The 20,606-nt window shown below is 37.0% G+C and carries 17 protein-coding genes and 1 riboswitch; of the genes, 2 read left to right on the forward strand and 15 right to left on the reverse strand.

Features of this window, described 5'->3' with window-relative positions:
* Nucleotides 1-124: 124 nt before the first annotated feature.
* Complete coding sequence (locus AC5LWL_RS21440; protein WP_493436195.1) at nucleotides 125-1,870, reverse strand: adenine deaminase C-terminal domain-containing protein; 1,746 nt, start codon at nucleotides 1,868-1,870, stop codon at nucleotides 125-127.
* 273 nt (nucleotides 1,871-2,143) lie between these two features.
* On the opposite strand from AC5LWL_RS21440, the gene AC5LWL_RS21445 reads away from it, so the two are divergent.
* Nucleotides 2,144-2,512, forward strand: coding sequence for a YgaP family membrane protein (locus tag AC5LWL_RS21445; RefSeq protein WP_493436196.1), 369 nt, complete (start codon nucleotides 2,144-2,146; stop codon nucleotides 2,510-2,512).
* A 372-nt stretch (nucleotides 2,513-2,884) separates the two neighbouring features.
* Here the strand turns inward: AC5LWL_RS21445 and purD are convergent, their stop codons facing one another.
* From purD to AC5LWL_RS21515, 14 genes are all read right to left on the reverse strand, one after another.
* Complete coding sequence (gene purD / locus AC5LWL_RS21450) at nucleotides 2,885-4,141, reverse strand: phosphoribosylamine--glycine ligase (protein ID WP_493436197.1); 1,257 nt, start codon at nucleotides 4,139-4,141, stop codon at nucleotides 2,885-2,887.
* Between the two features lie 26 nt (nucleotides 4,142-4,167).
* On the reverse strand, nucleotides 4,168-5,703 hold the full coding sequence (gene purH, locus AC5LWL_RS21455) for a bifunctional phosphoribosylaminoimidazolecarboxamide formyltransferase/IMP cyclohydrolase (protein ID WP_493436198.1): 1,536 nt from the start codon (nucleotides 5,701-5,703) through the stop codon (nucleotides 4,168-4,170).
* 47 nt (nucleotides 5,704-5,750) lie between these two features.
* Nucleotides 5,751-6,311, reverse strand: a complete 561-nt coding sequence (gene purN, locus AC5LWL_RS21460; RefSeq protein ID WP_493436199.1) for a phosphoribosylglycinamide formyltransferase — start codon at nucleotides 6,309-6,311, stop codon at nucleotides 5,751-5,753.
* Between the two features lie 13 nt (nucleotides 6,312-6,324).
* On the reverse strand, nucleotides 6,325-7,356 hold the full coding sequence (purM, locus tag AC5LWL_RS21465; RefSeq protein ID WP_493436200.1) for a phosphoribosylformylglycinamidine cyclo-ligase: 1,032 nt from the start codon (nucleotides 7,354-7,356) through the stop codon (nucleotides 6,325-6,327).
* A gap of 366 nt (nucleotides 7,357-7,722) precedes the next feature.
* Nucleotides 7,723-9,135, reverse strand: coding sequence for an amidophosphoribosyltransferase (gene purF, locus AC5LWL_RS21470; protein WP_493436201.1), 1,413 nt, complete (start codon nucleotides 9,133-9,135; stop codon nucleotides 7,723-7,725).
* Nucleotides 9,120-11,336: a phosphoribosylformylglycinamidine synthase subunit PurL gene (gene purL, locus AC5LWL_RS21475; protein ID WP_493436202.1), complete on the reverse strand. Its 2,217-nt coding sequence runs from the start codon at nucleotides 11,334-11,336 to the stop codon at nucleotides 9,120-9,122. The genes purF and purL overlap by 16 nt, the downstream gene beginning before the upstream one ends.
* Nucleotides 11,320-12,006 carry a phosphoribosylformylglycinamidine synthase subunit PurQ gene (gene purQ, locus AC5LWL_RS21480; RefSeq protein ID WP_493436203.1) on the reverse strand — a complete coding sequence of 229 codons (687 nt, stop codon included), beginning with the start codon at nucleotides 12,004-12,006 and terminating at the stop codon, nucleotides 11,320-11,322. Before purQ ends, purL begins: the two co-directional genes overlap by 17 nt.
* On the reverse strand, nucleotides 12,003-12,257 hold the full coding sequence (purS, locus tag AC5LWL_RS21485) for a phosphoribosylformylglycinamidine synthase subunit PurS (RefSeq protein WP_493436204.1): 255 nt from the start codon (nucleotides 12,255-12,257) through the stop codon (nucleotides 12,003-12,005). The genes purQ and purS overlap by 4 nt, the downstream gene beginning before the upstream one ends.
* Nucleotides 12,250-12,969: a phosphoribosylaminoimidazolesuccinocarboxamide synthase gene (gene purC / locus AC5LWL_RS21490; protein WP_493436205.1), complete on the reverse strand. Its 720-nt coding sequence runs from the start codon at nucleotides 12,967-12,969 to the stop codon at nucleotides 12,250-12,252. Before purC ends, purS begins: the two co-directional genes overlap by 8 nt.
* Nucleotides 12,970-13,102: 133 nt before the next feature.
* Nucleotides 13,103-14,395, reverse strand: coding sequence for an adenylosuccinate lyase (gene purB / locus AC5LWL_RS21495; RefSeq protein ID WP_493436206.1), 1,293 nt, complete (start codon nucleotides 14,393-14,395; stop codon nucleotides 13,103-13,105).
* A gap of 3 nt (nucleotides 14,396-14,398) precedes the next feature.
* On the reverse strand, nucleotides 14,399-15,553 hold the full coding sequence (gene purK, locus AC5LWL_RS21500; RefSeq protein ID WP_493436207.1) for a 5-(carboxyamino)imidazole ribonucleotide synthase: 1,155 nt from the start codon (nucleotides 15,551-15,553) through the stop codon (nucleotides 14,399-14,401).
* A complete protein-coding gene (gene purE, locus AC5LWL_RS21505; protein WP_493436208.1) occupies nucleotides 15,540-16,028 on the reverse strand; it encodes a 5-(carboxyamino)imidazole ribonucleotide mutase in 489 nt (162 codons plus the stop codon). The genes purK and purE overlap by 14 nt, the downstream gene beginning before the upstream one ends.
* A 130-nt stretch (nucleotides 16,029-16,158) precedes the next feature.
* A riboswitch (purine riboswitch) is annotated at nucleotides 16,159-16,260 on the reverse strand.
* A gap of 109 nt (nucleotides 16,261-16,369) precedes the next feature.
* On the reverse strand, nucleotides 16,370-16,561 hold the full coding sequence (locus AC5LWL_RS21510) for an NETI motif-containing protein (protein WP_493436209.1): 192 nt from the start codon (nucleotides 16,559-16,561) through the stop codon (nucleotides 16,370-16,372).
* The gene (locus AC5LWL_RS21515) at nucleotides 16,539-17,099 is read right to left on the reverse strand and encodes a DUF2179 domain-containing protein (RefSeq protein ID WP_493436210.1); all 561 of its coding nucleotides are present in this window, start codon (nucleotides 17,097-17,099) and stop codon (nucleotides 16,539-16,541) included. The genes AC5LWL_RS21510 and AC5LWL_RS21515 overlap by 23 nt, the downstream gene beginning before the upstream one ends.
* Before the next feature lie 1,384 nt (nucleotides 17,100-18,483).
* On the opposite strand from AC5LWL_RS21515, the gene AC5LWL_RS21520 reads away from it, so the two are divergent.
* A complete protein-coding gene (locus tag AC5LWL_RS21520; RefSeq protein ID WP_493432573.1) occupies nucleotides 18,484-19,626 on the forward strand; it encodes an IS110 family RNA-guided transposase in 1,143 nt (380 codons plus the stop codon).
* Nucleotides 19,627-20,606 lie beyond the last annotated feature (980 nt).

A 20,606-nucleotide genomic window follows, 5' to 3' on the forward strand; every position in this document is an offset into this window, starting at 1 on the left:
CCATTTCAAATAAAAGTATTCTAAAAAAATGATTTACTCCATTATAATGGAAAATCTACTTTTGAACTATTCCCTCAATAAAATATCGGAATATTCATAAGAAAAAAGTAGACTCTTTTATATTTTAACGCATTATCGCTGGAAAGAGTACATTTTTATTCATCACATCAAATAATCCCTTTTGTGTGATTCTAATGTATGGTAAATGTGTGGAAGAAAAGAAAACCAATGTATAAATAGGATCCTCAAATAAAAAGCCATTTCTTCTTAAAACATAAATTAATTCTTTTTCCTTTATTATCAGGTCTTGTATCGGCATATCTGCCATCATGCCTGATAACGGTAGAGGAATTTCTAAAATGAGCTTGCCTTCTTTAAAGATCACAATTCCTCCGCCTATTTCCTTTAATCGGTTGAAAGCTTTTATCATATCCCCTTGGCTTTTACCTAATAAAATAATATCACCATCTCCTGTATAGGAGCTCGCAAGACCATCTATTTCTTTTGTAAAACCTTTAAGGAATGTATTAATCCGCCATTTTCCCTTCCTGTCTAAAAGCATAAAAAAGCATTCATCATGATCTTTTGATAATGTATCTCCCATTACATTTATGCTAATGGAATATGGTTTTGTAATGACTGCATTTTCTAACTTTATTCCAAATGGCATGGAAAATTCCATATCATCGCTACTTAAGTTCCATTGCAAATCTAATGGACATAAACTGTAATCTTTCCAGTCGATGGATGGAAAAGTATTCTTTATCTCCTTTCCACCCCTTTTAACCCAAACACCTTTTGCCAATACCGATACAGGAGTAGGATTGTTTTTTTCTTTCAAAAAATTGATATTAGCAACTCTTCCCGTTGCAATATTTCCATGTAAATATTCGATGTTATAGTATCTGGCAATATTGATTGTAGCCATATTATATGCATCGATTACAGGTACCCCTTGTTCAATAGCTATGTGTATTAAATGATCAATATGCCCTTGTTCATAAAAGTAAGATGGCGATCCGTCTGTTGTTAACATAAATTTATCATATTGATGAATTCCTAAAGCATGCATTTCTTGCAGAATTTTTGGCAAATCTGGGCGAATAGAAGAATATCTCAATGCCACCATATATCCTTGCTGCAGACGGTGCAAAACTTCTGTGCCGTTCATTGCTTCATGATCAGCATCTACGCCAAGCAGCATTAGTTTTGCCAATGTTTTTTCAGAAGCACCTGGGAAATGCCCTTCTATTTTTTTGCGCATCTTTTTTGTTTCTTGCATCCAGTGCAGAATCATGTCATCTCCGTCTAATAGCTTCGGCCATGCTGTCAATTCTCCACCTTGAAGAACTGCATCATGATTTAACCAGCTTTTTATATTGCTATGGGAAAAAACCAACTCTTCATTTGTTAATTCTGTTTGTGCATCATACCTGCACCACCAATAGATAGTAGAAGGTATATTTTTCATAAAACTCATAAGGGTAAACGCTTTCTTTTTATTCAAATGCATAGCTAGAACTAGATTGTCATTTATAAGTGTTGTTGTTCCATATTGTGATGTATATTGTGCAATTGTTAGGGGATTATAAATTTGAAAAGGATGTGCATGTGGTTCTATATATCCTGGTACTAACAGTTCTTTCGTACAGTCAACTATCTCACAATCGATAGTTTGCTTTGGCATATCTTTTCCAACATAAACAATACGGTCTTGATAAATCCAAATATTTGCTACTATCCATTTTCGTAAAGCTTGGTTCAAATAGGTTGCATTTTGAAGAACCATTGTTGGTGATTTTTCACCATTTAAAATGGAAACATGATCGCGTAACTCTTTGTTTTTCCAACGATATCGCTGTTCTAACATTACATCTGCCTCCCTTTATGTGGTGGTTTAAATTATTTATGTTTAACCTTTTAATTTCTTATACATCATTTTTATGTTGTTAACAAGTTAACTACTGAGGTAATTTCAGGAAATAAGAAGAAAATATTTACAGTATTATTATTTTAACATATCGCTTTTTAAAACGGGAACAAAGTATATGTTTTTTGAAACCTTATGGAGCATCTAGCTCCTCAGATCGTTTTCTTAATACTATTACTTTTTTGTTAAAATTATGTAGGAGGGAACAAACTTATGAATCCAAAACCGAATATTAGTTTAGTTAATGCCTTAATTCGCATTACATGCGGCTTTACTTTTTTAGCATGGAGCACTGCCAAACTTTCAAAGAAGCCACATCAACAATCTTATTTGCTGATTGCATTATTGGCCGCTATGAAAATTGCTGAAGGCATTGTTCGCTACTGTCCTCTTGTTGCATTATATGATAAAAAGGAAGTTGCTTTCCCTGCAAAACCAAAAGCAACTACTCATCACCAAGCAGAACAACCAAGCCAACACGAGCATAGCACTACCAATTCCTCTTCAAAAGAAGTAGAGAAAATAATGGAAGAATTTAATCCATCCACTATTTTTTCTCCTGAAGATATGAAAAAAAATTAACAAAAAGGACAGACCTTTTACAAACTTGTAAAGGTCTGTCCTTTTTGCAAAGCTTTCAAGGCCACTACGCTTTTCTTTGTCTTGCTTCGACGTACAGGATGTACTAGTGCCGCCGTTGCCATAGGACATGGCGCACTTAGCCGGCCATCGCCTAGCCCCTGTGAGTATTGCCTCTTTCCTCTAAAAGTAAAGAACACTTTTTGAGGAAAGAGAACATTTTTCTTCGGGGCTTTCAAGGCGACTTCGCTTTTCTTTGTCTAGCTTCATCGCCTAGCCCCTGTGAAAGATAACCTCTTTCCTCTAAAAGTAAAGAACACTTTTTGAGGAAAGAGAACATTTTTCTTCGGGGCTTTCAAGGCGACTTCGCTTTTCTTACTTAATTGCTTTGTAGCCTATGTCTTGGCGATAGAAGACGCCATCGCTTTCTAATTTTGTTAATTGGTTATATACTTTTGTTTGTGCAGCTTTTAATGTGGCACTTTTAGCTGCAACTAATAATACTCGGCCGCCATCTGTGATAAAATCGCCTGACTCATTTGTTGCTGTTCCGGCATGAAAGATAGATACGCCTTCCATTTTATCCAACCCTTTTATTACGGCGCCTTTTTCATAATGATCAGGATATCCTTTGGATGCAATTACAACCCCTAACATATCTTCTTCATACCATTCAATGGTTGGGATGTTGCCTGCTAATACTTCCAAAAGCACTTCAACCAAGTCAGATTTCATTCTCGGCAAAACTACTTGTGTTTCAGGATCCCCAAGGCGAGCGTTATATTCGATTACTTTTGGCCCTTGATCGGTAGCAATTAATCCTGCATACAAAATTCCAGTAAAAGATCTTCCTTCTTTCACCATCGCTTTCGCAGTTGGTATAACAATGGTTTCAATCGCTGCTTGTACGGTATTCGCTGGAATATGCGGTACAGGAGAATAAGCCCCCATTCCACCCGTATTAGGTCCTTTATCACCATCAAATGCTCTTTTATGATCTTGAGCAATTTCAAGAGGAATAACCGTTTCCCCATTCACAAAAGCCATTAATGAAAATTCCTCACCAGCTAAGAACTCTTCAATAACTACTGTTGCCGATGCACTGCCGAATTTTTCATCCAAAAGCATTTCTTCAATACTTGCCAATGCTTCTTCCATCGTCATGGCTACAGTTACACCTTTACCTGCAGCTAAACCATCTGCTTTTATGACAATAGGAGCACCTTTTTCTTGTATATATGCTTTTGCTTGTTCATAATCAGAAAAAGTAGCATATTCTCCAGTAGGTATTTCATATTTTTTCATAATATCCTTTGCAAAGGATTTGCTTCCTTCAATTTCAGCTGCTTTCTGTTTAGGACCAAAAACCTTTAATCCAGCATCTTCAAACTTGTCTACCACTCCTGCAAGCAAAGGAACCTCTGGACCAACAATCGTTAAATCAATGCTATTTGTTAAAGCAAAATCAACTAGTTTGTCTACATCCGTTTCCTCAATTGCAACACGCTCTGCTACATCAGTCATTCCAACATTACCTGGTGCAACAAAAACAGTTTCTACCTTCTCGCTTTCCTTCACCTTTGTACAAATGGTATGTTCTCTTCCACCGCGCCCAATTACGAGTATCTTCATTTTGTCTCCATCCTCCAGCTAAAGGTTTAATGTTTGAAATGTCTTACCCCTGTTAACACCATAGCAATTCCATATTCATTTGCTTTTTTAATAGAATCTTCATCTCTAATGCTGCCGCCTGTTTGAATAATTGCTGTAATTCCTGCTTTCGCAGCAGCTTCCACTGTATCATCCATCGGGAAGAAAGCATCAGATGCCAATACTGCGCCAACGCTCTTTTCACCAGCCTGCTCCAGCGCTATTTTAGCAGCTCCGACACGATTCATTTGCCCTGCTCCAATGCCAAGCGTCATTTCTTTATCATTTACAACGATTGCATTTGATTTTACATGCTTAACAATCTTCCAACCGAACTTTAATGCTTCCCATTCTTCATCTGTTGGTTTTTTTTCAGTAGGAATCGTAATCGCTGCGTCATCCAATGTATAACGATCAAAATCTTGTGTTAATAATCCACCTTCAATAGAAGCAAACTTCATTTCTTTATTATTGCCACTAGCAAATGGAATTGTTAATAAACGCAGATTCTTTTTCCCTTGTAAAATAGTCAACGCTTCTTCTGAGAAAGAAGGAGCAATAATAATTTCTAAGAAAATTTCACGAAGTTTTTCCGCTGTTTGTGCATCTACTTCACGGTTCAACGCAATAATTCCACCAAATATAGACACCGGGTCTGCTTCAAAAGCTTTTGAGAAAGCAGTAAAAATATCTTCACCAGTTCCTACTCCACATGGATTACTATGCTTTACCGCAACTGCTGCAGGTTCTTTAAATTCTTTTACAATCTGAATGGCTGCATCCGCATCATTAATGTTGTTATAAGATAGTTCTTTTCCATGCAACTGTGCAGCATTGGCAATGGAGAAATCAGATCCTAATGGTCTACGATAAAAAGCAGCACGTTGATGAGGATTCTCTCCATATCGTAATGATTGTTTTAATTCATATGTCACCGTTAATTTCTCCGGCGTTTCTTCTTCGGTAAGCTCTGTCATATACTGAGCAATCATTGAATCATAAGAAGCAGTATGACGGAAGACTTTAGCAGCTAATCTACGTCTTGTTGCAAACTGTACGTCCCCGCTTTGTTTTAGCTCCTCAATAACCGTTGTATAATCAACTGGATCCACTACTACTGTCACATACTGATGGTTTTTTGCAGAAGCTCGAAGCATAGTTGGTCCGCCTATATCAATGTTTTCAATCGCATCCTCTACTGAAACATCTTTTTTGGCAATCGTTTGCTGGAAAGGATACAGGTTAACACAAACAATTTGAATTGGGTCAATTTGATGCTCTTTTAACTGCTCTTGATGACTAGGTTCGTCAAATTTCGCAAGCAATCCCCCATGAATAAATGGATTAAGTGTTTTTACTCGTCCTTCTAAAATTTCTGGAAATCCAGTTACTTCACTAACACTCAATACAGGAATACCACTGTCTTGTATTGCCTTTTTTGTTCCCCCAGTTGAAATCAATTCATATCCTAGTTCATGCAGTTCCTTAGCAAAATCTGTAATTCCCGTTTTATCCGATACACTTATTAACGCTCTTTTTTTCATGTGTTTATACCCCTCCAATTAATGTTGCAGCCCGCGGCTTTTGCCTGTTAAAGCAAAGTTTTAATAACCTCTGGATAAAGTTTATGTTCTAAAGAATGAATCTTTGTTTGCAAGCTTTCTATTGTTTCATTTTTTTCAACCGTTACTTCCTGTTGAGCAATGGTCGGACCAGTATCCATCCCTTCATCCACATAATGAATAGTTATACCAGTTTTTGGAACACCTGCTTTGAGTGCTTGTCCAATTGCATCTTTTCCAGGAAATTGTGGAAGCAAAGAAGGATGAACATTTACAATTTGCTGCGGAAATGCCTGCAAAAGTGTATCACCGATTAACCGCATATAACCTGCAAGTATAATTAAATCCACTCTTTTTGATTTTAGTTCATTTAATATTTCTTGTTCATATGCCGCTTTAGTCTGAAATCTTTTAGCTGAAAAAACATAAGTAGGAATATGATGTTTTCCTGCCCGTTCCAATACATAAGCTTCTGGTTTATCACATACTAATAAACTTATGTTTGCATGGATTTTCTTGCTTTCGACTGCATCTACAATCGCCTGAAAATTCGATCCGCTTCCTGATGCAAAAATAGCAATATTTTTCATTTCTATTCTCCACCTATTTCAAGACGATGTTTATTTCACCATCTTCTGTTACCTTTCCAATTGTATAGGCTTTTTCGCCAATGCTTTCAAAATGGGTAAGAATTTCTTCTTCTTGTTTTTTATTCACAGCTAAAACCATACCAGTTCCCATATTAAAAATATTATACATTTCTTTACGGTCTAGTTTCCCAATCGATTCCATCAATTCAAAAACTGCTGGCACTTCCCAATTGCTTTCATGAAGCTCCATACCAAATCCTTCTGGAAGCATTCTTGGAATGTTTTCAATAAAACCGCCGCCTGTAATATGAGCAATTCCTTTTATTTCAAATTGTTTTAATGCAGATAAAATAGATTTTACATATATTTTAGTCGGTTTAATTAACTCTTCTCCAAGTGTGCAGCCTAATTCCTCCACATAATCTGTTAAAGACATTTTTGCTTCTTCTAAAAACAACTTTCTTACTAAAGAATAGCCGTTGCTATGAATTCCGCTCGAAGCTAAACCGATTAAAACATCCCCTGCTTTAATCTTTTCACCTGTAATGAGATTTTCCTTTTCACAAGCTCCAACAGCAAACCCTGCTAAATCATACTCTTCTTCACTATACATACCTGGCATTTCTGCTGTTTCTCCGCCAACTAATGCGCAGCCTGCTTGTTCACAGCCATCTGCTATTCCTTTAACAATTGCTTCAATCTTTGCTGGTTCTGCTTTTCCACAAGCAATATAATCAAGAAAATAAATCGGTTCCGCTCCTTGAACGACGATATCATTCACACACATTGCTACTGCATCAATGCCAATCGTATCATGTTGATCTAATAAAAAAGCAAGCATAAGCTTCGTTCCAACACCATCTGTCCCTGAAACTAATACAGGATTGGTTAAGTTCAGCACCGATAAATCAAACATTCCACCGAATCCGCCGAGTCCGCCCATGACACCTGGTCTCATTGTCTTCTTTACATGTTTTTTCATTCTTGTAACTGCTTCATACCCTGCTTCAATATTTACACCTGCTTGTTTATAAGCTTCAGCCATTGTTTATCCTCCTATAGTATATCGCACTAGCATGACGTACAACATTTTGAGATTTTGTATGTCTGCTCCTATTTTCTTAGAAAATGAATGGAGAAATCTAATGGTATACTTTGCTCTTTGTGTTAAAATATCTGTTTTATATGGATAGGTTTTTTTCAAAAGAAAAGCGACATACTATCATGCCGCTTTTTCTTTTTTCTATGGAATACCTTGAAAAAGTAATGCACACGCTCAATTAGTCCGCAGCCTGCTTTAACTACAACAATAAACTTAAGAAAACTATTCTTTTCATACACCATGGTGCAAGTTCTGTTGCATGAGCGTCTACCCTGAAAAGTGGCACTCTCAAATTAATTAGGCAATCCGTTACACTTTTTCATATGGATGCAAAGTGGATGGATAGATTTCTGTTGGATATTTTCCTGTAAAACAAGCTAGACAATGACCTTTATTTTCACTATCGTCTGTTCTTCCAATTGCATCTATCATGCCTTCTGTACTCAAGAAGATTAAAGAATCTGCTCCAATTATTTCACGAAGTTCTTCAACGGAATATTTAGAGGCAATTAATTCTTCTTTTGTAGATGTATCAATCCCATAAAAACAAGGATTTTTAATAGGAGGAGAACTAATTAAAACATGTACCTCCGTTGCGCCAGCTTCCCTCAGCATCGTAACAATTCGTTTACTTGTTGTGCCGCGAACAATCGAATCATCGACCATAATAACCCGTTTCCCCTCAACAACTCCACGAACTGGGGAAAGCTTCATTTTTACCCCTTGTTCTCTTAAGGTTTGAGATGGTTGTATAAATGTACGGCCGACATAACGGTTTTTAATTAATCCTAATTCATAGGGAATACCGGTTGCTTCCGCATAACCAATGGCTGCAGATATACTGGAGTCAGGTACACCTGTTACAACATCTGCTTCAATGGGTGCTTCAACAGCTAATTGTTTTCCAAGATTTTTACGTGCTGTATGAACGTTTATACCATTAATATTGCTATCTGGTCTTGAAAAATAAACATATTCCATCGTACACATTGCTATATTAGAAGCAACTGAGAACATCTCTGAACGGAAGCCATTATCATCAATAATTAATAGCTCTCCTGGTAACACGTCACGGATAAATTCTGCGCCTACTACATCAAATGCACATGTTTCAGATGCCACTACGTATGCATCTCCTAATTTCCCTAAAGATAGAGGTCTCATGCCATTAGGATCTAACGCAACCATTAATTCCGTTTCAGTCATAATTAAGAAAGCATATGCACCTTTAACCATAGATAATGCATTTTTCACCCGTTCATTAAAAGCAGAAAAACCACCTTTTCTTATTAAATGGGCAACAACTTCTGTATCAGAGCTTGTTTGAAATATGCTTCCTTGTGCTTCCAGCTGATTCTTTAAACCAGTTGCATTTACTAGATTTCCATTATGCGCTAGTGCCATACTGCCGCTTTGGAAGTGGAACAGAAGTGGTTGGACATTTTCATATCCTCCACCGCCTGCCGTTGCATAACGAACATGACCAATAGCTGCTTTACCTGTTAATTCTTTTATTGCATCTTGTGTGAAAATTTCAGAAACAAGGCCTTCCCCTTTAATTCCTTTTAGCTTTTCTCCATCTGTTGCAACAATACCTGTTCCTTCCTGCCCACGATGTTGTAAGCTGTGAAGTCCATAATAGGTAAGCTGTGCGGCATCTTCATGTCCCCATACACCAAAAATTCCACATTCCTCATTTAACCCTCTTATTTCAGCAAGCATGGAATTGCTCCTCTCCAGGCATCCTCTAAAGATCCTACCTGTTCATTTATCAGAATATTTTCCCCTTGGCTAATAGTCAGAACGGCTGAATCTGTTACTTTTCCGATTAATGCAGCTGGAACTAATTTTTCAAACGCTGCTTTGTTTTCTGGTTTTACACTAAGCAAGAAGCGGGATTGAGACTCACTAAATAATGCGGAAACTGGATTTCCAGTTAGATCAATATTCGCTCCTAATCCTCTTGCGCCAATCAAACTTTCTGCAGCAGCAACGGCTAATCCGCCTTCTGCTAAATCATGTGCAGATGCGATAAGACCTGAGCGAATTGCTTCAAGAACAACCGTTTGATATGCTTGTTCTTTTTCTAAATCCAATGCTGGTGATTTTCCTGAAATAGCACCATTTAATAGTTTTTGAAGCTCGCTTCCGCCAAATTCATCTTTCGTTTCTCCTAATAGATAAATCAAGTCGCCAGCTTCTTTAAATTCTTGTGTAGTAATATGCTCTGTGTCTTTTATTAAACCTACCATTCCAATTACTGGAGTTGGGTAGATAGCTGTTCCATTTGTTTCATTATATAAAGATACGTTTCCGCCGATAACTGGTGCATTTAATGTTACACATGCTTCACTTATACCTTCTGCTGCTTTTTCAATCTGCCAGAAAATCTCTGGTTTTTCTGGATTTCCAAAGTTTAAGTTATCTGTAATCGCTAATGGCTCTGCACCAGAACATACGATGTTACGTGCCGCCTCTGCAACAGCAATTTTCCCGCCAGTTTTTGGATCAAGATACAAATAACGAGCATTGCAGTCTGTTGTCATCGCTAAAGCTTTTTTTGTACCACGAATACGGACAACGGCAGCATCTGAACCAGGTGAAACCACTGTATTTGTGCGAACCATATAATCATATTGATCATAAACCCATTCTTTACTTGCGATAGTCGGTTGTTTTAATAGATTAATAAGTGTTTCACTATAGTTTTTAACAGCAGGTACTGCATTCTCCATCTCTTGGAAATCACGGAAATACTGTGGCTCCGCTGATGGCTTATGATAAACAGGAGCATCTTCTGCCAATGCATCAGCCGGGACATTTGCTACTATTTCCCCTTTATGAAGTAAACGCAGCATTTTATCATCTGTTACTACTCCAATGGATACTGCCTCTAAATCATATTTATGGAAAAGATCTTTAATTTCCTGTTCTCTTCCTTTTTTCACAACAATCAGCATGCGTTCTTGTGATTCTGATAACATCATTTCGTATGCAGTCATTCCTAATTCACGTTGTGGAACTAAATCCAAGTTCATTTCAATCCCGGATCCAGCTTTACTCGCCATTTCTGCACTCGAGCTTGCAAGACCTGCAGCACCCATATCTTGTATTCCTACAAGTGCATCTGATTGAATAAGTTCTAAGCATGCTTCAAGCAATAGTTTTTCCATAAATGGATCGCCTACTTGAACAGCTGGACGTTTTTCATCCGAGTTTTCTGTCAGCTCTTCTGAAGCAAAGGTTGCCCCGTGAATTCCATCACGACCAGTTTTCGCTCCAACATACATTACTGTGTTTCCTACACCATGTGCCTGCCCTTTTTTAATATCCTCATGGTTAATTAAACCAACACACATAGCATTAACAAGTGGATTGCCAGCATAAGAGTCATCAAAAGCAATTTCGCCGCCAACCGTCGGGATGCCGATGCAGTTGCCGTATCCTGCAATGCCCGCCACTACTTCTTTAAAGAGATATTTTGTGCGAGCATTATCTAATTCACCAAAACGCAACGAGTTTAGAATAGCAATTGGTCTTGCTCCCATGGAGAAAACATCACGAATGATTCCGCCGACACCTGTTGCAGCACCTTGATATGGTTCAATTGCTGACGGGTGGTTATGACTTTCAATTTTAAAAGCAACAGCTTGACCATCACCGATATCTACAATTCCTGCACCCTCACCAGGACCTTGCAATACTTGTGGACCAGTAGTTGGGAACTTCTTTAATACAGGTTTTGAATTTTTATAGCTGCAATGTTCGGACCACATTACGGAGAATAATCCTGTTTCTGTATAGTTTGGAAGGCGACCTAGAATTTTTTCCACCATCGCAAATTCTTCGTCCGTTACACCCATCTGTTTGTAAATTTCTTCTGTTTTAATTTGTTCTGGACTTGGCTCAAGCATTAATGACATTTGCTTCCCTCCACTGACTAACTATTGATTTGAAAATTTTTAAACCGTCTGCTCCACCTAACAGTTCATCTACTGTTCTCTCGGGATGCGGCATCATTCCTAATACATTCCCTTTTGCATTTACAATTCCAGCAATATCTTCTAAACTTCCGTTCGGATTGTTTCCATTATATGTGAATACAATTTGATTATTTTGTTTTAAAGATGCTAACGTTTCTTCATCGCAATAGTAATTTCCTTCTCCATGGGCAATCGGAATAGAAATAACTTCTTCTGGCTCATATGCGGAAGAAAATATCGTATTATTGTTTGCTACTTTTAATTCCACTGGACGGCAAATGAATTTTAAACTTTCATTTCTTCTCATTGCCCCAGGAAGCAACCCTGCCTCCAATAAAATTTGAAACCCATTGCATACACCTAAAACCGGTTTTCCAGCTTCTGCTGCCTTCACTACTTCTTTCATTACATTGCTGAATCTAGCAATTGCACCGGAACGTAAGTAGTCTCCATAAGAGAACCCACCCGGCAGTAAAATTCCGTCATACTTATCCAAGCTTTCTGCATCATGCCAAACGTATTCTACTTCTTCCCCTAATTCATCCTTAATTGCGTGGAACATGTCGACATCACAATTGGATCCTGGAAATACGACAACTGCGAATTTCACTGTGCAACAACCTCCTCAACTTCATAGCTATAATCTTCAATTACGGTATTTGCTAATAAACGCTCGCACATTTCTTGTACTACTTTATCAAGATCTCTATCTGTTTTATCAATCGTCAGCTCTAAATATTTACCGATGCGTACATCGCTTACTTCGTTATAGTTTAATGAATGCAATGAACTTTTCACTGCGTTCCCTTGTGGATCTAATACACTTTCTCTTAATGTGATATATACTTTCACTTTATACATGCTGTTGTCCCCCTAGTCTTGCTAGAATATTCTGATAAGCCTCTGTTAAATTCCCTAAATCACGGCGAAAAACATCTTTATCTAGTTTTTCATTTGTTTCTTTATCCCATAAACGGCATGTGTCAGGTGATATTTCATCTGCAAGCAATATTTCCCCGTCTACATCCTTGCCAAATTCCAACTTAAAATCAATTAGTTGAATGCCTAATTCAGAAAAGAAATCACTTAATACCTGATTCACTTCTAAGGCTTTCTTCTTCAGCGTTTTTACTTCTTCCACCGTAGCAAGCTTTAATTCTTCGATATGATCTTCCGTCATCAGTGGGTCGCCAAGTGCATCGTCTTTGTAATAAAACTCTACCATTGGCTTCGATAATGGCAATCCTTCTTTTATTCCTAATCTTTTTGAAATACTGCCAGCTGCAACATTTCGTACAACCACCTCTAAAGGTATAATAGTTACCTTTTTCACCAGCTGTTCAGTTGCTGATATTTTTTCAATAAAATGCGAATGCACGCCTAACTCTTTCAACTTTAAAAATAGCAAACTAGTAATTTCATTATTCAGTTGACCTTTACCAGTAATCGTCGCTTTTTTTTCACCATTAAATGCAGTTGCAGAGTCTTTATATTCTAACCAAACAATATTATCCTCATCTGTTCCATATACTCTTTTTGCTTTTCCTTCATACAATAAAGCTCTCTTTTCCATTTGAAGAGTCTCCTTATCAAAAAAATTAGGGATAAAACGAAAATTTATAAAAAACTTGCTTCGCTATACTGCTAGCTTACTAGGAGGACTAGAACCCCTCAAAGATACAAAGGGGATCTATATCCAATATTTCTTAAAGTCCAAGTCTTGAAAAAATGGTATCCACATGTTTAATATGAAAATGGTAATCAAAACAATCATCAATTTCTTCTTTTGTTAATTTAGCTGAAATAACTTCATCTGCATCAACAAGATTTCGGAAAGGCACTTGCTTTTCCCATGATTCCATTGCTCTTGGCTGCACCGTATCGTATGCTTCTTCTCTTGTTAAACCTTTGTCGATTAATGCTAATAAAACACGTTGAGAATATATTAATCCTAATGTACGATCCATGTTGCGTTTCATATTCTCTGGAAATACGGTTAAATTCTTTACGATATTGCTGAAACGATTCAACATATAGTTTAATGCGATGGTTGCGTCTGGAATGATAATGCGTTCTGCTGATGAATGAGAAATATCTCTTTCATGCCATAACGGTACATTTTCGTAAGCAGTCAGCATATAGCCGCGAATTACTCTAGCAAGTCCAGCCATGTTTTCTGACCCAATTGGATTACGTTTATGTGGCATAGCGGAAGATCCCTTTTGCCCTTTTGCAAAAAATTCTTCCACCTCTCTTGTTTCACTTTTTTGCAATCCACGAATTTCGACAGCAAATTTCTCAATCGATGTTGCAACTAAAGCAAGTGTTGACATATAGTCAGCATGTCTGTCACGTTGTAATGTTTGCGTAGAAATTGGTGCAGGCTTTAACCCTAATTGCTCACAAACATATTTCTCCACAAAAGGATCAATGTTCGCATATGTTCCAACAGCACCAGAGATTTTTCCATATTCAATTCCAGCTGCTGCCGCTTTAAATCTGTCTAAATTCCGCTTCATTTCTTCATACCATAATGCCAGCTTAAGACCAAATGTTGTTGGCTCTGCGTGAACCCCATGCGTACGTCCCATCATTACGGTATATTTATGTTCTTGTGCTTTGTTTTTTAAGACCTCTATAAAATTCTCAATATCTTTCAACAAAATCTCATTTGCTTGTCTGATTAAGTAAGATGTTGCTGTATCTACAACATCCGTTGAAGTCAAACCATAATGAACCCATTTTCTTTCTTCACCAAGTGTTTCCGATACAGCTCTTGTAAAAGCAACAACATCATGTCTCGTATCCAACTCGATTTCTTGAATGCGTTCGATGTCAAAAGAAGCATTTTCACGAATTTTTTTCACATCTTCTTCAGGAATATCTCCCAGCTTCACCCATGCTTCACAAGCAAGGATTTCTACTTCCAACCATGCTTGAAAGCGATTTTGTTCTGTCCAAATATTGCCCATTTCTGGTCTTGTGTAACGATCGATCATCTTTTATCCTCCGATTTTTTCTGTCTGTAAATTCCAAATGTTAGTATTCTCGATTTCATCTAAAGCAATTTCAACGGATGAACGAAGCAATGTCGCATGACCCATTTTTCTTTTTTCTTTCGGTTCTTCTTTTCCATATAAATGGATTTTCCAATCTTGAAGATCTGAAATCTTATTAATAATATGTGCTTGATGCTCTCCTAGAATATTAACCATTACAGCAGGTCTTAATAGTCTTGTGCTAGCCAATGGCCAATTACAGACTGCTCGTATATGCTGTTCAAACTGAGAAGTTTCACATGCCTCAATTGTATAATGCCCTGAATTATGTGGTCTTGGAGCTAATTCATTTATATAAATATCATCATTTACAGCAAGAAACATTTCTACGGCCAATGTTCCCACTAAACCTAAATGTTCAGCTAACATATTCGCTTTTTCAATTGCCTGATCTTTTGCATATTCGCTAATTCTAGCTGGAACAATCGATTCATGTAAAATGTTATTTATATGAATATTCTCACTTACTGGAAAAACAGTGCTTTCCCCTTTTCCACTTCTTGTTACAATAACCGAGATTTCTTTTTCAAAAGGAATCCATTTTTCTAACACACAAGGTCCATTATTTAAGAGGATTTCTGCTTCTGCTATTTGGCTGCTGTCTGTTATAACATATTGACCCTTTCCATCATAACCTCCACGAGCAGTTTTTAAAACAGCTGGATATCCCAACTCAGCAAGACCTGTTTTAATATCTATGCATTCTTCTATTATTTTAAATGGTGCAACCTTTACACCGGCCTGTTGAATTGCCTGTTTTTCTTTGATTCGATCCTGCGTTATTTCAAGCAGCGAGGATCCTTGAGGAACATTTGCATTCTTTTTAAGCCAGTCTAATGCTGCAGCATCGATATTTTCAAATTCGTAAGTGATAACATCACTAATTTTTGCAAGCTTTTGAATAGCAGAAATGCTGTCATAAGCATCAACTATTTTGTAATCAGCTACTTGGCAACATGGAGAATCTTCAAACGGATCTAATACAGCAATGCGAAATCCTTGCACTTTTGCTGCAAGTGCCATCATTCTTCCCAACTGTCCTCCGCCAATAATTCCAATCGTTTGACCTGGCAGAATCATTGAATTAGACAAGCTCATCACTACTTTCCATAACCTCTTTTTTGGTTCGTTCTCTTACTAGTGCAATTCTATCTGCTAATTCGTGGTCAGTAGCACCAAGAATTTGAGCTGCAAGAATTCCTGCATTCGTAGCTCCTGCTTTTCCAATTGCTACTGTTGCGACTGGCACCCCGCCAGGCATTTGCACAATCGATAATAATGAATCCAATCCATTCAAAGCCTTGGACTGTACTGGAACTCCGATAACGGGCAATGTCGTTTTCGCCGCAACCATTCCCGGGAGATGCGCAGCTCCTCCTGCTCCAGCAATAATAACTTTAATTCCTCTATTTCTTGCTTCTTCTGCATATTCAAACATTAAATCAGGAGTACGATGCGCTGAAACCACTTTTTTTTCATAGCTTACTTCAAACAGATCAAGCATGTCACACGCATGTTGCATTGTTTCCCAATCTGATTTACTGCCCATGATAATGCCAATTTGAGCGGTCATGTTTCCCCTCCAAATCCCTAATTGTTGTTTTCCATATAAAAAGCCCCAGCCAGATGCTTCTACTATTAGAGAGAAAGTATCCGTCCAGGGCTAAAGCGATAGAGAAATAGAGCAAGCTATTCTTCTACTGGCATCATTAACTTTCCCTCATAGTCCAGTGATTTACGGTTACCGGGTAGAAACTTATGGGCCATATTCCCATTATTATATGAGGGCTATTAAATTGTTAAATTATTTTCCTTTTCCTTAACACTATATCATATTAACAAGCCTTTTTGTATTTTGTCAATAAAAAATCGAACAATTATTTATTGATTACCATTAATGTTCGTGATTTAACTTTAATTTTTTACTGCTTCAAAAATAATCTTCTGTGCTATCGGTTCATATGATGCACTTCCATTTTTAACTTCTTCTTTGAAAATAGGTTTTTCTATTCTTTTAATGGGAGTATATCCTTCCAGTTTTATCCTATCGAGGCATTCTCCAATCGTTTCATTTTCTTTGACTTCAAACTTCATTTTTTGACCCATGAAATAATTTTCCTTTCCTTACACTCTTCACCCAAAATCCACCATGTATTGTTTTTGGTTCATAAACAATAATAAATGCTTTCGGATCCAATTCTTTAATTTGCTGATATAACCGAAGTTCATATTTTCTAGGAGTTAATATCTGCAGTGCCATTCTATCTCCTTCTAAACCATGAGTCACCCAATTAGTAACCCCATAGCCTTGTTCTCTTAAAGCTTTCGGCAAATCTTTATCATACTCTTTCGTAATTACATTAGCTGTAATATATCCTAATGCAAGCTTTTCTTCTATCTTCATCCCCACGATAACTCCAATAGCATATCCAACTGCATAAGCGATTAAATTCTGTATTTGATCCAAGTTATCCAATACTAACCCTAATCCAATTACATATATAACCACTTCAATCATGCTTAGTCCTGCCGCTAAATATCTTCGTCCCTTTAGAGTCAATATCACTCTTATTGTAGAAAAAGATACATATACAATGTTAATAACCAAAATAATTAATACCATTGTAATACTGCTTTCTAACAAAAAACCACTCCTTATATCCCTTGGAAATTCTATTTTTATTTACGTGAAAAATTCAAGAAGAGAGTCTCCAATAAGTTTAATACTTCTATTATAATTGCCTATTTACAACGATGTAAACGAAACGGAAGGAATTAATTACTAAAGATTGCAACACTTTTTAGTTGCTAGTTAGGATGAACAATATTTTCATCAGGAAAATTTTACTTATTTGTCATTTTTCCATGAGAAGGATTGATTATATCCTACATAAGAAAACGTATACTTTTTTACCCTAAAATAAAATTGTAGAATAACAACTTTTCTAAGAGAAATAAATATCTATATACGAAAAATTTGATCTTTCAAATTCTCTTTCCTATTAATCAGCTCGTTTTTTGTACAAAACAGACTTATATATTGTACAAATTATAATTGCTTATACGATGGTTCATCATAATGTCACAGTTTTCCACCTACTTATTTTCAAAAAAACAAAATACGAAAACGCATAAATAATAAAAAAAAATACTATAGACATATATTTTTCTTATTACTCAAACTTCGCAGTTAGAAATTCCTCTTCATGTATTAGCATAACTTGGTTTAGAGCAATGAGAAAAGGGTGATTGATTACTCTTTTGGGAATTTTTTTGCAAACATTATTCCTTATAAATTTGGGCAAGATTCTCGTTTCAGGATGCTCGCTTTCCGTGGAGCGTGCGATGAGCCTCCTCGGCGCTTGCGCCTGTGGGGTCTCATCTAACCCGCTAATCCCACAGGAGTCTCGCACCTTCCACTCCAATCAAGCAGTTTTTATTAATTAGTTGCTGTCGATGAACTGGAAAAACACCCACCTTATAGAAATAGACTAAAAGTGGCATATTTTGGTAGAACAACGTTGAATAATAACATAAAAAATCAACGCTACTATGGTTTAACAATCATACCTTGTAATGAAATTCGAAGACAAGAACTTATTCTAAAACAGGTTGCTTGTAACGAAGGGGCCAAAGACTCCTGCGGGAAATGTGGGAAGGCTAAAAACCCCGCAAGGCAACGCCGAGGAGGCTCAAGCGTAGCCCCACGGAAAGCGAAGCGCCCCGTAGTGGAAAGCAACCCCATAAGAAACACACATGATTTCACACTCACACCCCGGCATGAAAATTTTTTCTAAGCCGGGGTTTTACTTTTTTGTCCATTTTTCCATACTGATTAATGCTATGGGAAGTAATCTTTACGTGCGCTTTTGTGGTGGTTCGACCCTGTATAAGAAACTGTTTGGAATTTGCCTTGTGTACACCCCTTTGTTGACTCTTCAATTTTTGAGGATGATCACGTACAGAAAAATGCTGTTTGACCAAGCTTATTCCACTTTCCATAGACACTACTTTGGAGGTTGTTTTATTTGGACATTTTATTAACCCATTGTGCCGGAATGGATGTTCATCAAAAAGAGATTGTAGTTTGTGCCCTAACTGGCACTAATAATGAATCCATTCAAAAAGAAACCAAGACTTTTTCCACTTTAACCAAAAGTTTATTTGATTTATTAAAGTGGTTAGAAGAAAAACAAATTACACACATTGCTCTGGAAAGTACCGGAATCTATTGGAAGCCGGTATACAACATCCTTGAAGGATATTTCGATATTACTGTGGCCAATGCCCAACGTATTAAAAACGTTCCTGGTCGTAAGACCGATGTTTCAGATGCAGAATGGATTGCCAAGCTTCTTCGTCATGGATTGATTGAAAAAAGCTTTGTCCCTTCCCAAGATCTTCGGGAATTAAGAGATTTGAACCGTTTACGCAAGAAATGGGTTGGTAACTTAACAGCTGAAAAAAATAGAATTTCAAAGGTCCTCGAATGTTCAAACATAAAGCTTGGTTCAGTTATTTCTGATATCTTTGGGGTTTCTGGACGTAAACTTTTGAAACAGTTAGTCGATAATGGATACCTTGATAAGGCTGATGTTGATGCCAATATCCATCATTCTCTCCGCAAGAAGGCTGATACCATTTCCGATTCTCTTTTCGGAACATTAAATGAACATCAAATGTTTATGATTAAAAGCTCTTGGAATCATATCATGTATTTGGAAACTTCCATTCAAGAACTTGAAAATAGGATAGATACCCTGCTTCATTCCTATCAAGAAGAAAAAGAAATACTTTTATCTATCCCAGGTATAAAGGAACACACAGCTGCTGTTATTATTGCGGAAATCGGAACAGATATGAGCCAATTCCCTTCATCAAGACATTTAGCTTCTTGGGCTGGTGTATCACCTGGCAATAATGAAAGTGCTGGTAAAAAGAAAAGTTCCAAAAGCGTTCAAGGAAACCCACATATAAAAGCTGCTCTTTGTGAGGTTGCTTGGGCTATATCAAGGTCGAAAAATACCTCAATGTCAAATGTTTTTTGGTCTCTATCTGCAAGAAGAGGAAAGAAAAAAGCTTTACAGGCTATTGCACATAAAGTTTTAAGAATTATATATACCCTATTTATTAATAAGCAACACTTCTCTGAACCACGTCTAGCTGGTTAGACGACCTTCCATTACAATACTCTATTAAGGTTGTGATTTTTTTAAAAAATTGAGGTCACACCCTTTCTTTACTATTGTCTTTTTTCTAGAAGTCCACGCTTCAAGATTTTCTTTACACCAAAATCCTGTACCCGCCCTATCAAATAGAACACGTTACTGTATTATACAGATACCCAGAATAGCCACTCGCCCGTTTTATTTTCACAGAAAAAGCGCAAGCGCCTTGTTTAGCCCCGAAGAAAAATGTTCTCCAAACTCAAAAAGTGTTTTTTACTTTTAGAGGCTGGAGGCAATACTCACTGGGGCTAGGCGCTCACTGGCTAAATACGCCACGTCCTTATGTCTTCGCCGGCACTTGTACATCCTGTACGGTGAAGCTGGACAGCCTTCATGTTTCAAAAAAATATACTTTCTCACCTTTTAAAAAACAAGTCTCCCATTTTATTGTTTTAAACCGAGTAATATCAAGACTTGCAAACAAATTTGATGGTGCGAAGTTTGAGTTATTATTTATGAAATACATAGTTGGAATCTAAATTTCTTGATCTTCCATTTTCTAATATACTTTTTCTAAACTTAACAAGGAAGTATTTGCAATAGAATGATTTAGGAGGTGTACTTTTGCTTTTTTAAAGGGGCAATGTTACAAGAAGTAATCGATGGTGTATATCGAGGTATTATAAACAAATAAACCATACAAAAGATGCTATTTATTACTAAACAACATTTTTAATAATTGTAAAGTATACAGGAATCAATACATCCCAATTCCTTTTCTATATTGAACTGAAGGAAATAATACGACCCCGGCATTCTCAGGGGGATTTGCTGAAAGATTTGTATTTTCATCTTCATCTTCTTCTTTCCATGGGGAGGGCGCCAGGGCCTCCTCGAAGCATGATAAGCTCCTGCTGCCTTTTTTCTTGCCTCGCAATTTATGGCTGCTTTAATCAACAAAAGCCTAGATCTTTTGAAATGAA

The organism is Niallia sp. WK069_GA_01, assembly GCF_983173855.1.

Excerpts from the sequence above, each read along its gene's own strand:
- AC5LWL_RS21440 (WP_493436195.1), bottom strand. The coding sequence starts at position 1,870 with ATGTTAGAACAGCGATATCGTTGGAAAAACAAAGAGTTACGCGATCAT.
- AC5LWL_RS21445 (WP_493436196.1), top strand. The coding sequence starts at position 2,144 with ATGAATCCAAAACCGAATATTAGTTTAGTTAATGCCTTAATTCGCATT.
- purD (WP_493436197.1), bottom strand. The coding sequence starts at position 4,141 with ATGAAGATACTCGTAATTGGGCGCGGTGGAAGAGAACATACCATTTGT.
- purH (WP_493436198.1), bottom strand. The coding sequence starts at position 5,703 with ATGAAAAAAAGAGCGTTAATAAGTGTATCGGATAAAACGGGAATTACA.
- purN (WP_493436199.1), bottom strand. The coding sequence starts at position 6,311 with ATGAAAAATATTGCTATTTTTGCATCAGGAAGCGGATCGAATTTTCAG.
- purM (WP_493436200.1), bottom strand. The coding sequence starts at position 7,356 with ATGGCTGAAGCTTATAAACAAGCAGGTGTAAATATTGAAGCAGGGTAT.
- purF (WP_493436201.1), bottom strand. The coding sequence starts at position 9,135 with ATGCTTGCTGAAATAAGAGGGTTAAATGAGGAATGTGGAATTTTTGGT.
- purL (WP_493436202.1), bottom strand. The coding sequence starts at position 11,336 with ATGTCATTAATGCTTGAGCCAAGTCCAGAACAAATTAAAACAGAAGAA.
- purS (WP_493436204.1), bottom strand. The coding sequence starts at position 12,257 with ATGTATAAAGTGAAAGTATATATCACATTAAGAGAAAGTGTATTAGAT.
- purC (WP_493436205.1), bottom strand. The coding sequence starts at position 12,969 with ATGGAAAAGAGAGCTTTATTGTATGAAGGAAAAGCAAAAAGAGTATAT.
- purB (WP_493436206.1), bottom strand. The coding sequence starts at position 14,395 with ATGATCGATCGTTACACAAGACCAGAAATGGGCAATATTTGGACAGAA.
- purK (WP_493436207.1), bottom strand. The coding sequence starts at position 15,553 with ATGAGCTTGTCTAATTCAATGATTCTGCCAGGTCAAACGATTGGAATT.
- purE (WP_493436208.1), bottom strand. The coding sequence starts at position 16,028 with ATGACCGCTCAAATTGGCATTATCATGGGCAGTAAATCAGATTGGGAA.
- AC5LWL_RS21510 (WP_493436209.1), bottom strand. The coding sequence starts at position 16,561 with ATGGGTCAAAAAATGAAGTTTGAAGTCAAAGAAAATGAAACGATTGGA.